Below are 15,758 nucleotides of genomic sequence, written 5' to 3' on the forward strand. Positions count from 1 at the left end.
CAGCGTGTGTGGTTTGCCGGGCACACCCCCACAAACGCGCCTGTAGGAGTAAGGACGCTATGAAACTCGCAACCATCTTCGCCCCCACCCTCTGCCTCGCCTCATGCGTATTCCTCCCAGCCGCCGCTATCCTCAACACCTGTCAAGCCCACGCCACCACAACCACCATGACCGGGTTCGACCCCGGCACCGTCCCCCCGGCTTACGTCGAATCCGTCAAAAAGGCCGGCTCGATTTGTGCACCCATCACCCCTGCCCTCATTGCGGCCCAGGTAGAAGCCGAATCCAACTGGAACCCCAACGCCACCTCATCGGCTGGCGCGCGCGGCATCTCCCAATTCATGCCCTCCACCTGGGCCAGTTCCGGCCTGGATGGTGACGGGGACGGCAAAGCCGACATAACTAACCCAGCCGATGCCATCTACTCCCAAGGCCACCTCATGTGTGACCTGTATGAACGCATGAACTCGTGGGCACAATCAGGAAAGATCAGCCTCGGCACCTACTCCATCACCGACCTAGCCTTGGCCGCCTACAACGCCGGCGAAGGGGCTGTGGCAGAAAACCACGGCGTACCCCCATACGGGCAAACCCTCGCGTATATCCCCAAGATCAACGATCTGGCCAAGAAATACGGGGCCACCATCACCACCACCGCCTCCACCACCCAAGCCACTAAGGCTGCAAAGCTAACCGACCCGAACAAGACCAAGAAACCCACCAAAACCGAAGGCGAAGGCCAGGATGCGAAGACGAATGCGAGTGGGGGAGTGGGCGAGTCGGGTTGGGATGGCAGTTTCTCTCCACCCAAGACCGGGAGTCTGTCCATCACCTCTCCCTTCGGCTACCGCATCCACCCCCTCACCGGGGCCCCGAAGCTCCACCAAGGCGTCGACCTTGCCTCACCCACCGGAGAAGCCCAGTTCGCGACCGCGCCAGGCGTGGTCTATGAGGTGAAAATGGTGCAAGGATGCGGTAACTGGGTCCGTATCCGCCACGGCTCATTTGGCGGGCATGAATGGACCACCACGCACTGTCACCTGTCTGTGCCAGAAGCCAAAGTTGGCCAACACGTCCGCGCGGGCGATGAAATCGGCAAAACCGGGTCGACGGGGGCGGTTACTGGCCCGCACGTGCACTACCAGATTGAACGCGATGGCCAACCCATTGACCCCATGCCCTTCATTGAGGGTAAAACCGCTACCGCAACCGGAACCACCGCAGCCGGCAGCTCTGACGGGGCGGGTTTGATGAATTCATGTGCGACCTGTTCGGGCTAGGCAGCGACCAACCCACTAACGACATCCCCACCACGCTCACCAACGCCCACCAAGCCGCCATCTTGAACACCGCTAAATCCAAGATCGGGACGAAATACGTGTGGGGCGGCGGGGACAACAACGGCCCCACCAATGGCGGCTTTGACTGTTCGGGCTTCGCCAAATTCGTCATGTACCAATCCCTAGGCGTCGACCTACCCCACAACTCTCAACAGCAATACGACGCCACCAAAGCCCACACCATCACCACGAAAGCCTCCGAGGTCACCACCAAGGCCCAACCCGGCGACCTACTCTTCTACGGCACCGGCCCGGGCAGGATCACCCACGTTGCTATCTACGTCGGTAACGGCCAGATCAACCACGCCGCGAACCAGCGCGCCGGCGTGATCGCGCAAACCTTCTACCCCGACACCTTCGTCGCAGCAACCCGCTTAGAGAAGAAAAACTAGAAAGACACACCACCCATGACCACCACCAACACACCCGCCGCTGACATGTCTTCCATGCCGCTACTTCCGCCGCCGCCTCCACCTGCCGGGGGTCTGATTTTGGCCGCATATCGGGAGTGTTTGCGCACCGTGACCACGATCCAATGGCTCACCGACCACGGCATTAGCGATGGGGCCTGGGAAGAATGGGAGCTGGCCGGAAACATCGAGCTACAACGCGCCGCCATCACCGCTGGCCTCACCCACTCACCCCTCATCATCGAAGACACCGGGGAAGCCATGTTCGTTCGCGGTGACGGCTTCCAACCCGAGATCCTCGATGAGATTTGCACCCGCCGCTACCCCCACACCTACACCCCAGACAACGTCGAGCACCCGGTCGTCTTCCACCATCACCCGCCTTATACGTAAACGTGCGTGTGTGGGTATGACTAAAGCCGGGACCGACCCTAGGGGCAGGATCGGGACCGGCTTTAGTCGTCATCCCTCGAAAAGACGTTCGCGAATTCTCTACCTAGTCACCACCTCCCTACACATCACCAGTTCATTACGGGTAAAACCCTTAATCCTCTGCCTCGCCTTCCCCTGCCTGTGCTGCTTCGGCCTGTTCGGCTTGTTCCGCCACGGCTTGAGCGGCGAGTGCGAGATCTTCTTCAATCTGGGCCACGTCCTCATCAGGCAACCTCAAGTCACCAAGCGGGGCGAACGGTTCCCCCTTCAACGCACTTGAATGAATCGTTGCGCCCAAGGCACGCAACGCGTGATCGCTCCACCCCACCGCGCGAGCACCGTTCAAAGCGGTGGTGTAGCGCGCATGAGCGGCACGCATATCTGCGTCAGCGCGACCCAACACGTAGAGCGCGCCAAGATTGAGCGACAAGTGTTCAAGTTCAATTCCCATACCCCCATATGCGCCACCGCGCACACCCCACCCACACCCGGCACCCACCACACATGTTCCGACCCCACACCACACCGTCTAGGCAGTGGCGCACCTCACTAACCAGGGGTACGTGTCGGGCCTATCTGGGGTCACTATGTGACCCCAGATCTCATGAGAGACCGTAATAAATTCGTGATCTTGTGCACACAAACGCGTGGGGGGTGTGCGCAGGGGAGCCCTTACAAGTGCCAGTAGTTTTCACAACCGGAAGGACCCCCACCATGTCACGCGTCCACATCACCGTCTCCGGCATCATCGCCAAGGCACCCCAGCTCCACACCGCCGACGCCACCACCTACACCTATGCCCACCTCTCCGCCCGCGACTCCACCCGCGACGAACAAGGCAACTGGGTGAACGGCCCCACCACGTATTACTCCATTAAGGTTCGCGGCAAGGCCGCCGCGAACCTTGTTGACACTGTGACAGCGTGTGGGCCGATCCCCGTCATCGTCGCCGGCACCCTGAAAACCCGGCAGTGGGTGGATGAGGACGGAAACAAACGCATCTCGCGCACCATCTACGCCGACCACATCGGCGCCTCCTTCAATGTTCCACTCACCGTCTTCGCTCCCGCCAAGACGGGGGAGCCTCCCTTCGATGGGGACTACGAGTTCACCGTCGACGATGACGACGAGTTCTAGCCGGCGCCGCGGACACACCCCACCGGGGCGTGTCCGCGGGAGCGGGGCCGGGCCCGGGGTGCTAGGCGAGACCGCCGGGTGCCGGGCCAGGCGTGGGTGAATGTTGTGGGGCCAAACGCTAACCGCACTCGCCACGGTTCGGGTTCATTAAGCGACTTAGTGGCGTCCCTTGGCCTGTTTCCCCTGTCTCTGGCGTGGCTGGGGTGTGGGGGAGTGAAGCAAACCGGGTCTATCACGCGTCCCGCTCCAGGCAACACACCCGGCCTGGCCTAGCCCACACACCTGCGGTGTATGCGCTAGGCCACCCCAGGACCCGTGCTGCCTTCCCGCTTGTCGACGCGTGAGGCACGCCCCTTGTCTTCACTCAATACCCCCACACGGGGCCACACAGAAAGAAACAGACCAATGACCACCACGCTCTACCTCGCCACTCTTCCCAACTGCCCGCGCTGCCGCATGGTCAAGCGCTGGCTCACCACCCACAACATCACCCACACCACCATCGACCTGACCAACCACCCCGACACCCTCGCCCAACTCAAGACCCGAGGCGCCACCAGCGCCCCCGTCCTCTACACGCCGGGCACATCCGGCCCCGTCATCGTCTCCACCGGGTTCAACCCCACCGAACTCACCCAGCTCACCCGCTAGCCCCGCCGCGCCCGGCCCCACCAAGGGACCGGGCGCGGAACATGCGCCGGGCTGGCCTGGCTAGACCAGGGGAGGGCGTACGCCGCGGCGACGCCACCGCAGGCGGCGGCGTCACTGTATCCCCCCGCGACCGGCTCAGCTACGCTGACCCGCCCGCGTCGAGCCTTGCGACACCCACCAGCGCCCACACCTGGCCCAGCGCTGTAGCGGTTGAGGGCTTAACAGCCCCAGGCGACGCCACCGCGGGTGGCGTCACAGTCTCATGGCGCCGCCCCACGACGGGGCGGCGCTGGGATGCCTGGCCCCACCGCCGCTCTATTGCCCACTCACCCTCGATCCCCACCCGGGGCGTTTTTGGTTCCATCCCTCCACTGCTTTTGCGCCGGTCTCGGCTTGCGTGAAGCAGCGGTAGCGGTCCCCTCCGGCGTCCCCATTTGTCGGGGCGGGTGTGGGCGGGGATGGGGGCGCACGGCACGCGGCGCGGGGTACAAAGGCGGCCACACCCTCACGGGCGTGGCCACAGTCCCCCTGCTTTCCGTGCGGGCCAGCCCAGCAAGGCTGGTCTAGCCCGCACGAAAAGGGTGTTGGTGGACTCCAGACGCCCGGGCCCCGTATTAGCGCGTGTGGTTCGCGGGGCGGGTCTCGGGGAAACGCCACGGCACGCCTCATGATTGAGCCCTTTCTTATTCGTGTCACGGGCACGCAAGCGTGCCCGAAAGGGGCGGGCGCGGAGGCGTTCACGCGCCAGGGGAGGCGGCCCCGCAAGGCGTCTACACGATTGAGCGATGGGGGCGCGAACAGGCCGGCGTGTCGGGGACTGGCGAGCCGGCACGCGTGGGTGACCAGTCGAGGGCGCGGGGGGGTGAGGGCGATCCCGGCCCCCACCCCTGTTCGCCTCGCGCCCCGATGCGGTAGACCATCGAGGAATCGCCGAGGCAGCCACCGGGGGCTCGGTCACCAAAGGAAGGCGATAAGCCCGCCGTAGTAGGCGGCCACTTGGTAGCAAAACGGGGTCGGCAGTATTCATGTCGGCCCCCGGTCGAGTTGACGCCGGCGCTACCTCCCTTCATTGGGAAGCCCCTTCGGGGTCTATCACACCTCTCGCGCCACGCAACGCCTCCGGGTGTCACCTCGCACACACGCGCTAACGCGCGCATGAGCGAGGCCACACCCTCCGGCTTATGCGCTCTGCTCCAGGCGTGATCGAGCGCAAGCGCCTTCCCAACGAAGGGAAGCGCCCAAGCTCACCAAATACGACCTAAAGGAGGCCGACATGAACACTGCCGCTCACGAAACTGTGGACCGTTTAGCCGCCTACTACGACGACCTCATCGCCTACTTCGCCCACCATGACCTCGCCCCCGGTAACTACCTCGACGATGCAGCCCTCGACATTGTCTACCGCATCGGGACACGAGGCGAATACCGAGGAGCCGAGATCACCCTCACCCCCACCGCGCCCACAATCCGCCTCAACACCCACACGCGCCAGCTCACCAGCCCCCGCCACGCCCGGCCCGTCCCCGCCCCCATCGTCCAAGCCCTCGACGACGCCTTACAAGGCCGCCTCCCCCAAGTAGCGCACCACTAAGACCGCGCCCGCCCCTCGACGTGGGGCACACAAGGTGCCCCACTACGACCCGAATTAGAAAGGACTCAATCATGAGCCACATCATTCGTTTCCCCGAGACCCGCCCCGCGAACCACACCGTTACCACGAACGCGCCCGGGCGCCTGGAGTCCACCAACACCAACAACCCCGCGCCGCGTGCCGCCGCCCCCATCCCCGCCCACACCCGCCACGACTCCAGCATCGACGCCCTCGCGGACCGCTACCGCCGCATCACGGAAGCCGAGACCGGCGCAAACATCCCGCGCACCTTCCCTAACGCCAGCCTGATCAGGCTCCCCAACGAAACCGCCCCCCAATGGTTGCGCCGCGTCTTGTATACGCTTCGGCGCCGCAACGAGCCCGCGGCCGTGTCGCTTACGCGTTATACCGCTATCACCGGTGACAGCTCCCTCACCGACGGGCGAGAAGAACTGATCGAAGACGTCGCAGCCGGGCGCCGTATCACCTTTGACAACACCGACACCGACGCGAGCCAGGCCGCACGCGCCCGCGCCTTTGAACAGGGCATCGAGTTCACGGCCGAACGCGTCTACGAGAACCTATCTAACTACCAAGCCCGCCGGCGCGCGATTAAATCGCAACTGGACTACCTCAAGTCCGTCACCACCAAAGCCCACCGCGCCAAGGCCTGGCAAGATAAGAAGTTCCCCGACGTCGAGCATCACGTGCTTGCGCGTGACTCGCGTGCCGCTCACTGGTTTAGCCACATCGAGATCGACAACGATGTCACCCCCGCGGCCTGGCACACGTTCGACGAAGAAGCCAATAAAGCCCTTCTTGGGTTCCTGCCCTACTGTGAAGCCCTCGCACCCGCCCTGCGAGTGCGCTACCTCGGCAAGCATCGCGCCCTCGGCGTCTACTGGTCCCACGTCAACACCATCGCCGTTGACGTGCGCGACACCCGCTCCTTCATCCACGAATACGGCCACCACCTCGACCTCGCAGTCTTCGGCGGCTACTCCCTCACCAAGGAATTCGAACCCATCATGCGCGCCTACTGGGAGCTGCTCGACCTGGAGAACATGACGCCCGCACAGGTTAACTACTACATGACACCCACCGAGATTTTCGCCCGCGCCTTCGAGTACTACCAAGCCCCCAACATCGCGCACGGGTCGATGATCATCAACCACAAGCGCATCGACACCAAGGCGCCCTACGCACCGTTCAAAAACGACGACCTAGGCGCGAACGTGTTCGACACCTTCGACCGGATCTTCGGAACCACCACCCCCACCACCGAGGCCACCACCACGACCACGGCAGCCGCCCACCGCAACACCGCAGCCACCATCACTAGCAACGATTGGGAAAACATCCCCCTCTTCTAGACCCGCCCCCACACCCCGCACCCCCGCCGCCCAGACGCGGCGGGGGTGCTACCCATACCCACAACCCCGCCCACACCCGGCGCGGCCCGGCCCGCCGCAAGGCGACGAGCCGGGCCGAGTCTCGCCACCGCGACGCGGCGGCGAAGTGGGGGGAGCGAGGCCGGCCCGACACAAACCGGCAGTGTCTTTCCGCCGTCCCCGCTCCCCCCACACCCCCCTGCGCAACCCGGCCGGGGCGGTCCCCTGGCATAAGCGACTAGCGTTAGACCTTCACCGCGGTGTTGCCCACAGTGGGCACAGCCGCCCCGGCTACGCCGGCGCCTGCACCCAATGTGGACAACCGACCAGCGGCACAGGCCGCTACGCGACCTGTCGCAATCTGTCTGTGCGCGAGGCGGGCGCGAGCGGGGGTCGCGCACCTCTGCTCGGCTCACGCCGAGCCGCGAGGTGCCAGCTCACCCCTCGCGCGCCCCGCGCACGGCCCGGGCCGCTGGCCCGGGCGGCAAGGCCCGCCGCGGCAGCGACGGCCCTTGCCACACGCACACCCACACGCATGCACAGTTCACGCCGCGACTCACTGTGGACCAGTGACAGTCACAGAGACGATGACGCACCCACCGCGCGCGACAAGTCACGCGCGCCACTGCGCACCCGCCACCACGTCGACACCATCGACGCGCCACCCCGCACACAGCAGCGGCGCGGGGTGTGTGAAGGACTATGCACGCTACCGCGTGCAGTCCCACACGACCCACGCACGCACTCGCACACGCGCCGCGACCACACCCACGCCGCACCCGCGACCACCCCGCACGCGGTAGTGACGCGGGGTGTGTGGAGGACTGTGCACGCTGCCGCGTGCAGTCCCCACACTGCCCCGCGCACCCGCGCACGCACTCTCGCACGTACTCGCGCACGTACTCGCGCGCGCCTTGCACCAGCCACGTGACACCGCGGCGGCGCGTGTGTGAAGACGCGTGCGAGGCTACGCCCGCACACCCTTCACACACGCGTGCCCACCCGCGGCACTAACCAGCGCCGTGAACATTCGTTCACGCCACCACCCCGGCACACACACCCGGCGCACGGTGTCGGCGCGGGCGTGGAGACGATGCACGCTACCGCGTGCAGTCTCCACACACCCGCACACGACCCCCGCACGACCCGGTGAGACCCCACGCGCAAACCCCGCGCGTGGACTCCGTTCGTGTTCGTTAAGAGTTCTATCGCTAACGAACTCGACCCCGTCGCGTCCCTGCTCCCTCCTCTCGCACAGGTTCACGCGCACTCTCTCGACTCTCGCGAGCCGACCCCGTTCCGTTCCGTTCCACCCCGTGCGCGAGGCCGTCACGCACCCGTGAAGCGAGGGGACACGTGCTGTGCGCGTCGCGTGCAAGAGCGCGCACAGCACGTTCACACTCGCGTTCACGACGCGTGCGCGACCCTGTCGCGCTAGTCGCACAGGCCGGCGAGCGGCCTGTCACTACCCCCGCGCGCGGCCGTGCACATGCTCGCGCACGCGCCTTGCCGACTCGCTCACGCTCGCCGTCACTGCCCGTGCACAACCACGCACACAACCGCGCGCAACGGTCCCAGCCCGAGGGGCCGGGACGCAAGATAGCGATAGGTACTGACCTAACTTTTTACGCGCAAGCGCTACTGGACCCACCTTTGCGCGCCATTGCGCGCAAAGGTCTAGGTCTCGTTGCACTGGGCATTCTGTGCGGCTACACGCCCGCGACTAGCCGCCCGCGGCGGCCCGTTCGACGATGAACACACCACCACGACACACACCACGGCGTGTGTGCGCAGGGGCGCATTACTAGATGACCAACACACCAGGGGAGGGAGACGCGACCATGACGACGACGAACACGACGACACCACAACCACTCCAACCCCTCACCAACCGCGCACCTCTGAAGCGCGGACGCCAACCCAAGGACCACACACCCGGATGCATCGAACGACTTACCGTGCGTTGTTTTCCCGAAGAGCGCGACCGGGTTAAGACCAACGCGGCAGCCGCGGGCTGTTCAGTCAGTAACTACATCGTGCGCCGGTGTGCCTACGAAGTCACCACCGGCTCCAACCTGCAAACCGAACTCGGCCTAACCCGTATCGACGTCAACAACCTTGCCGTACTCATGCGCAGCATCAACGCCCGCTTGCACACACGTGCACTCGACCTCAACGCCGCCACACGACAAACACACCTCTCACGCGCCATCCCCAACACCTACAACACCACCGTGCAAGCCTTCGTCCAGACCCTCATGCCCTACACGTTGTTGTCGAAGACCTTCACGCACTACCTCTACAACCGCAACCGACGTGGACTACGCATCCTCACACCCGACGCACTCAACCCCAAGGGCCGCCAAGTCCGCAGCGAAGGCGACCGGCGCACCGTGACCATTAACGTCAAGTGCACGCCGCTTGTTAAGACCCTCATGGTTAACAACGCAAACGCGCTCGGCTGTTCGCTGTCCCATCTCGTCATCCACCGGTGTGCCTTCACACCCGAAGCCCCGACCCACCTCGATACGTTCTCGCTTACAACCGTTATCGATCTGCTCGGCTACCTCGCCCACTTCACCCGCATCCTCGCGTTGAGCGAATCCAACCTCGCCCAAACCGCGATGTACCCCAACGACTACGCCGCCTGGCCCGGCACCCGCGCACACCTACACGACCTCGCAGACTCCTACACCGGCTACGCCAAAACCATCGCCACACGCATTGGCCACGACCTCACCCACGACCGCGCATGGTGGCACCTGTCATGATCGTTAAAGAACTACGCACCGCCTGGCCCGAAGACCTCATCGCCTACCTCGTCGGGCCCGGACACCACAACGAACACCACGACCCCACACTCATTGCCGCAGACGCCGGCACCCAACACCACTGGGGCATCGACACACCCCTCACCCCGGCTATGGCTACAGACCTTAACCAAGCCATCACCGGACACCTCGACGACCTCGACCAACTGCCCACCTACATCTCTAAGCGCACCAGTAAAGACGACATCGCCACCCGCAAGCGCCAACCCTGGCGTGCCTCCCACATCGTCCTCTCAGCCGCGCCCACCGACGGGCAACTCGATAACTCCACGTGGCGAATGATCGTCAACCACCTATTCGAGAAAGCCGGGATCATCGACGACGCCGGGCACAGCGAATACAAATGGGCCGCCATCAACCACGGTGCTTCACAAGGCAACGGGCTCTCCCACATCCACGTTGTCATCGCCTCTACCTCACTGGCAGGCCGCCGCCTCCCCACACGCAACGACATGTATCAGCGCCTACAAGCCGCCGCGCTCGACACCGAAAAGACCTTCGGCCTCTACGTCATCACCTCACGCGAAAAACACACCGCCACACGCGGCTACACTCACCGCGACTACGCCCACACCCTGCACTCGCGCCCGGTACGCGACGAACTCAAGCGCCGACTAGTCGCCGCCGCCTATGCGTCTAAGAGCGAGACAGAATACTTTGCGCGCCTACGCAGCCTAGGCGTCGACTTCATCCCGCGCTGGAAGAAGGGCACCTCGCTCACGCGCGGTGACCTTGCGTTGGCCGGCTACGCCGTCAAGCTCGCCGAACAACCAGACGGGCCGTGGTATGCCGCCGGCAAGATCTCGAAAACCCTCACCCTGCCCAACCTCCGCCACGACCATGCATGGTCCACCGAGGCGGCAGACCTGATGGAAGCAGCCATCGAGATCACCCGCCGCAAGAGCGCACAAATCGGGCCCGACCATCTCCACACCCACACACCCCAACCCACCTCTACACTCACCGACGAATGGAACAGCGTACGCGAACACATGCGCGGCCTCACCCACGACGACCCCGCGTGGGTCGACATCACCCGCCAATACGCCTCCAGCCTCTACGCCCTGTCCACACAGCTAGAGAAAGACAAGCCCGGCAAGCTCTACGACGCCGCCGACGCGTTGTACAAAACCACTGAGTACACGCGTACCCACGGACGCGGCCGACCCTTCGAGGTCAACGCGTGGCAACGCGCTACCGGGTTCCTCATCGCTTCCAAGGGCCACGATTCCCACGAATTCGAGACCAAACGAATGACCAGACTCATGAGGGCCGCCACCCACACCATGTGGGCCGAGCAGGTTGTGCCCGACCAAAAGAAGAAACTCTCCGCAGCACTACGCAGCCTCAACGACGTACACGCCCACTACAAAGCCCAAGCCCAAGCACGTAAGAACCTCGAGGGCACACAAACCCAAATCAACCGCGACCAAGAACCCACCATGCGCGACCTATTGGCACCCGAGATGCGAAAAGGCATCGTCCTCATCGGCGACATCCGCGCACCCGAGTACGCCCACGCCTACAACATTCACCTATACCACGGGGTAAACCCCACCATCGTCAGGGCCGCAGACCCCGCAGTCATCGACTGGGTCCGCGCCAACCACGGCATAGGCGCCACTGGGCACCCCGTCCTCCTCTACGACGGGCAATTCCAATACCACCGCACCACCCTCTCCGGCATCCGCGAAGTAGTCCGCAAAGCCAAACGCGACGGCTACTGGAGTCAGGACAACATCGACCGCTACTACTACAACACCAACACGACCCCACCCAGCAACAGCCGACCCGTCACACCCGACAACGACGACACCCACACCTGGGACACCTACCAGCCCGACCACACCACCACCCACGACCACGGCTACGGGTATGGGCCAGGTATGTGAGTGCGCACGGGCACATAACAAGACAACACACATTCATTAGCGCTACTTCTCTTAACGAAAGGCCACACACACCATGACGACGTTCACCGGCGAACTCACCCACACCAGGCACAACAACACCGGCGAGTTAACCCACGCCGAGTGGACCATGCCAGGCGGCAGCCACTACCACCTCGACAACACCCCCGAGAGCGCGCGCCTAGCCTTCTACAACACCCACGGCCAACTCCACCGCGCCAACCTGCCCGCACTCTATACGTTTAACCGGCCCATCAGCTTGTGGCGAGACCAACCAGACTTCTATGGGTGTGACGTCAAGACCGTCCAGTGGCACTGGAAGGACCAGCCACAAACGAAGCCACGCCGCCCCTATCTAGAACACGAACCAAACGTCTACCTACTCCCGACCAGCGTCCCACCCAACCTCGTTGTGCCTATGGCAGCCGGCATCTGGGACCTCGATGACGCCATCACGTGGTGGACCCCGGACGCGTTCAATAACGCGTTAGGCGAGCAAATGCGCCTGACAGACACCCTCATCGTGCCAGTCGACCTTACCGACGTCGAGGGAATCACCAAGCTTGTCGAGAGCTTGAACGAACAAAAATATTACGGCATCGCTTTGGTCTACCCGGTGCTTGCCCCGGAAGAAAACTACATCCACCATCTCGACAGTCACGGCGTTCCTACCCCCATGAGCGAACTGAAGAACACCGTGAGAAATGACCTTCGTACAATCCACCAGCTAGCAGACCAGGGAGTCTTCGCCCCCGTGCTATGGCGAAATCTGCCCGATGAGGGCTACGCCATCCACCAGTACCAATTCAGCGGGCCAGCGCAGACGCTCTATAGGCAGATTCGACACGGCGGCCACCCCGCTACCGCCGCCCGCATGATCGAACTTGCCCAGGCCAAGGCACTACCCGAACCAGACCAAGAATGGTTTGAACACGCCGAGCCCCGCTTGCGGCTCCAAGCCGAGCGCGACCCCGAGAAATGGGAAGACGCGATCTTGGCAGACGGCTACGTCGTCGTAGCCGAGGCATACGGCTCAACCGAAACCTATAACCACGAAGAAGAAGACATCAGATGGGCCGTAAATGCCCCCTACACCATCGCAGCCGGGACCACACGCGAGGCCGGCATCTACCACAATGGCCAGCCATATGACACGGGTAAACCCAGGCGCGCACCCCTTGGCCAGGCCGACACCCACACCGATACTCACACCGAGATCGAGACACACGACCACGAACTAATGACCAGGCACGAAGGCGCGTCCCATGTCATCTAACACCCCTGACCACGCCGATGCGACAGGCGAGAGCGCCACGGCGCGCGACTATCCGCGTTTGCGTGTTAAGCGGCGCCGACGCAGACCACGCACCACCGACACACCCCAACCCCGCCGTAGCGATCAAGCCCCGGCGGGCCGGCACCGCGTCATTAACGCTAATACCCCAACCCAACCAGACACCCGGCCCACACACCCAGGCCAGACGAAGCGAGATCAGCTATACCCCAAGCCTTCGTCTCGCCCCGAGACGGGAGAGACCCCGCTTAGCGGACCCCCAACACCCACAACCTATGCCGACCTGTTCGACTTCGTGGCTCACGCGGTCCTGGCATGGTGGGACCGGCCAGCCGATTCAGCGAACTTCGTATGGTGTGAACAATGGTGGAAACACCCCGAAGCCGTACGCCGGCTAGAAGCCTTGTGGCGTGTCTTCGAGATCAACTACGCCACCCGCGCCAGGCATAAAGACCTCGACTGGCTACGCACCTTCGACTACCACATGAACGTCCTCACCGACCCGGCAGCAGGCACATTTAGGCGTTGCCGTAAAGGGCACGTCGAGGAAACCTACTTCCAGCCCCTCACCTGGCCACCCCCGTATTGGTTCGCGCCCCACCGGTGGAAAGTTGGGGCCGACGACACCATCGCCCTTGTCAAGCGGCTACCAGCCAGCCTCAATGACTTGGCTGAACAAGAACTCAACAACAACCCCGACATGAAAGTCGACTACTAACCCACTATGTACGCCACAATTACCGAGACCCCCACTGGGTTTGGATGCACCCTGCAAGACCACCCGACCACGCTAGCCCCCTCGATCACGACCCCGCCCGAACTCATCCACACCCTCCTCACCCTCGCCGCCAACCTTTCCGACACCATCACCACCGACTGCCCCGGCCCGGCAGGCATGATCCGCTACTATCTCCACCCAGACGGCTCCGTCGAATCAGACACCAACCCGAGGGAAACCACCCCCACACCCGCACCCGATGGTTGGCAACAAGCCGCCACAGCCCTAGGCATCACCCCACACGCCCCCGCTAGCGACGGCATTAACACCGCTAGTGACGCGGCCACTACCAAGCTCTTGCCCACTCAACACACCACACCCGCCCAGCCCTCGACGACACCGCCAGCGCTAGAGGCGACCTGGCAGACCCCGCCAAGCGACATGCCCGAGTACACGCCAGCCGCCAAGGCCAGCACGGTTAAGAAGATCGCGGCAGCAGCCGTGGGAGGCCTCGCTATCGCCGGGGTTATCGCGGTTGGTGTCCTCACCTTGACCCCACAGGCGGACTCCACACCCAAGACCCCGACAGTCGCGGCATCTAGCGCCAGGTTGGGGCCAGTGCACGCGGTAACTACGTGTGTTACCCGGGCAAAGACGGGAAGGGGTTGACCTGTCAAGGCATGAACGACCACGCCCAAACCGGCGACACGAACATCTCCGAGAGTGCCACCAGCCAGATCAGTGCGTTTAACGGCAAGAAGATCACCGCCTTGTCAACCGCGACCGCTAGTGCGTGTGCGGCAAGCGGAGGCACGGTTGTGTGTTGGGGTAATTCCCTTACCGAAGACAAACCCACCCCGCCCACACCTGTGGAGGGCATCACCACAAAGACCCCCATCACCTCGCTAAGTGTGGGAGTCGATCACGCGTGCGCATCGAACGGGACGAGCGTGTGGTGTTGGGGCCAAAACACCCTTGGCCAAACCACCTCCACCACCCCCGCCGCGGCACTTGTGAAACTGCCTGCCCACAAGCCGATCAGTGAACTGGCCACCGACGGCTACACCACCTACGCCACATGCAGCGACGGGGCGATTATCGGTTGGGGTAATAACGGCTATCACCAACTACCCGCCACCGGTCCCACCGCGCCACCCACCGTCCTCAACCCCTAGCGTGTGCGCACCCGCGCATTCCCTAGTGACCATATTGGCCCGTTCTCAAAGACAAGGACTATTAAGAGATGAAGAACCTGTCCCACTCACTCGCCGTGTTCGCGCTCACCGCGACCATCACCGGCGCGCTAACCGTCCCGGCCTACACGGCCACCCTCACCCCCGAGGGCGACCAGCCCGGCACGCGTATTGCGGCCAGTGACACCACCGACCCGGCCCCTGATCCTGCACCCACACCCGGCACGGGCACCACCACCCCAGCACCCAACCCCGACCCTGACCCGGCCCCAGCCCCCGAACCAGAACCGACCCCCGAGCCGGCTCCCAAGCCTGAGCCCTCCACACCCACCACCGGAAACACCGGCAATACCGGGAACACCGGCACCGTGACACAGCCGGCCCGCCCCACCACGAACACCTCGAATCGAGTTCACGCCTACACGCCGACCCGTGGCACCAACCAGGCGACCCGGCAGGTGTACGTGCCCGCACGTGGCACCCAGTTGGCCGAGACGGGCGTGACCTCGTACACGTTCCCGCTCCTTGCCGCAGCCGGTACCTCCATCGTGCTTGGTGCGGGCGTGAGCGCTTATGCGCGCACGCGCGGACACGGACGCCACAAGGCACCCACCGCCTAACCACCACCACACGCAGGAAGGGCGCGTCCTCGCATCGATCGATGCGAGGACGCGCCCTTCTTATAGGCAACACATCCCCCCGCACATGCGGGGGTGTGGGGGGGGGATACACGTGTGCCCGGGGCATCCGTTTACCCCGGGCACACAACACGAAAGTGGTTCTAGTCGAAAAGATCCGCCCCAACCTTGCTCACCCAATTACTAGCAAGGCACTCGAATCTCCCCACATCACGCGACGCG

General features: G+C 63.9%; 14 protein-coding genes. 13 read left to right on the forward strand and 1 reads right to left on the reverse strand.

From position 1 onward, the window contains the following. Positions 1-59 precede the first annotated feature (59 nt). From H8R18_RS00655 to H8R18_RS00665, 3 genes are all read left to right on the forward strand, one after another. Positions 60-1,280: a peptidoglycan DD-metalloendopeptidase family protein gene (locus H8R18_RS00655; protein WP_194189297.1), complete on the forward strand. Its 1,221-nt coding sequence runs from the start codon at positions 60-62 to the stop codon at positions 1,278-1,280. Then, complete coding sequence (locus H8R18_RS00660; RefSeq protein ID WP_194189298.1) at positions 1,259-1,732, forward strand: C40 family peptidase; 474 nt, start codon at positions 1,259-1,261, stop codon at positions 1,730-1,732. The genes H8R18_RS00655 and H8R18_RS00660 overlap by 22 nt, the downstream gene beginning before the upstream one ends. A gap of 129 nt (positions 1,733-1,861) precedes the next feature. Continuing rightward, positions 1,862-2,143 carry a hypothetical protein gene (locus H8R18_RS00665; protein ID WP_191071780.1) on the forward strand — a complete coding sequence of 94 codons (282 nt, stop codon included), beginning with the start codon at positions 1,862-1,864 and terminating at the stop codon, positions 2,141-2,143. Between the two features lie 151 nt (positions 2,144-2,294). Here the strand turns inward: H8R18_RS00665 and H8R18_RS00670 are convergent, their stop codons facing one another. Further along, positions 2,295-2,633, reverse strand: a complete 339-nt coding sequence (locus tag H8R18_RS00670) for a hypothetical protein (RefSeq protein WP_191071781.1) — start codon at positions 2,631-2,633, stop codon at positions 2,295-2,297. Between the two features lie 263 nt (positions 2,634-2,896). Between H8R18_RS00670 and H8R18_RS00675 the strand changes: the two genes are divergently transcribed. The 10 genes from H8R18_RS00675 to H8R18_RS00720 all read left to right on the forward strand — a co-directional run bounded on the left by H8R18_RS00675 (position 2,897) and on the right by H8R18_RS00720 (position 15,518). Next, positions 2,897-3,319, forward strand: a complete 423-nt coding sequence (locus H8R18_RS00675; protein ID WP_191071782.1) for a single-stranded DNA-binding protein — start codon at positions 2,897-2,899, stop codon at positions 3,317-3,319. A 405-nt stretch (positions 3,320-3,724) separates the two neighbouring features. Beyond that, positions 3,725-3,970 (forward strand): glutaredoxin family protein, encoded by a 246-nt coding sequence (locus H8R18_RS00680; RefSeq protein ID WP_191071783.1) that lies wholly within the window; start codon positions 3,725-3,727, stop codon positions 3,968-3,970. A 1,273-nt stretch (positions 3,971-5,243) separates the two neighbouring features. Further along, positions 5,244-5,561 carry a hypothetical protein gene (locus H8R18_RS00685; protein ID WP_191071784.1) on the forward strand — a complete coding sequence of 106 codons (318 nt, stop codon included), beginning with the start codon at positions 5,244-5,246 and terminating at the stop codon, positions 5,559-5,561. A 71-nt stretch (positions 5,562-5,632) separates the two neighbouring features. Then, on the forward strand, positions 5,633-6,934 hold the full coding sequence (locus H8R18_RS00690; RefSeq protein WP_191071785.1) for a hypothetical protein: 1,302 nt from the start codon (positions 5,633-5,635) through the stop codon (positions 6,932-6,934). Between the two features lie 1,859 nt (positions 6,935-8,793). Continuing rightward, positions 8,794-9,723, forward strand: coding sequence for a plasmid mobilization protein (locus H8R18_RS00695; protein ID WP_191071786.1), 930 nt, complete (start codon positions 8,794-8,796; stop codon positions 9,721-9,723). Beyond that, positions 9,720-11,675, forward strand: coding sequence for a relaxase/mobilization nuclease domain-containing protein (locus tag H8R18_RS00700; protein WP_191071787.1), 1,956 nt, complete (start codon positions 9,720-9,722; stop codon positions 11,673-11,675). The genes H8R18_RS00695 and H8R18_RS00700 overlap by 4 nt, the downstream gene beginning before the upstream one ends. A gap of 73 nt (positions 11,676-11,748) precedes the next feature. Beyond that, entirely contained in the window at positions 11,749-12,969 is a 1,221-nt protein-coding gene (locus H8R18_RS00705) for a hypothetical protein (protein ID WP_191071788.1), read from the forward strand. Then, positions 12,959-13,705, forward strand: a complete 747-nt coding sequence (locus tag H8R18_RS09820; RefSeq protein WP_223875132.1) for a DUF4913 domain-containing protein — start codon at positions 12,959-12,961, stop codon at positions 13,703-13,705. The genes H8R18_RS00705 and H8R18_RS09820 overlap by 11 nt, the downstream gene beginning before the upstream one ends. A 680-nt stretch (positions 13,706-14,385) precedes the next feature. Continuing rightward, on the forward strand, positions 14,386-14,880 hold the full coding sequence (locus H8R18_RS00715) for an RCC1 domain-containing protein (RefSeq protein ID WP_194189299.1): 495 nt from the start codon (positions 14,386-14,388) through the stop codon (positions 14,878-14,880). A gap of 68 nt (positions 14,881-14,948) precedes the next feature. Beyond that, positions 14,949-15,518 carry a hypothetical protein gene (locus H8R18_RS00720; RefSeq protein ID WP_191071791.1) on the forward strand — a complete coding sequence of 190 codons (570 nt, stop codon included), beginning with the start codon at positions 14,949-14,951 and terminating at the stop codon, positions 15,516-15,518. The last annotated feature ends 240 nt before the right edge of the window (positions 15,519-15,758 follow it).

The organism is Nanchangia anserum, assembly GCF_015240065.1.
GTDB lineage: Bacteria > Actinomycetota > Actinomycetes > Actinomycetales > Actinomycetaceae > Nanchangia > Nanchangia anserum.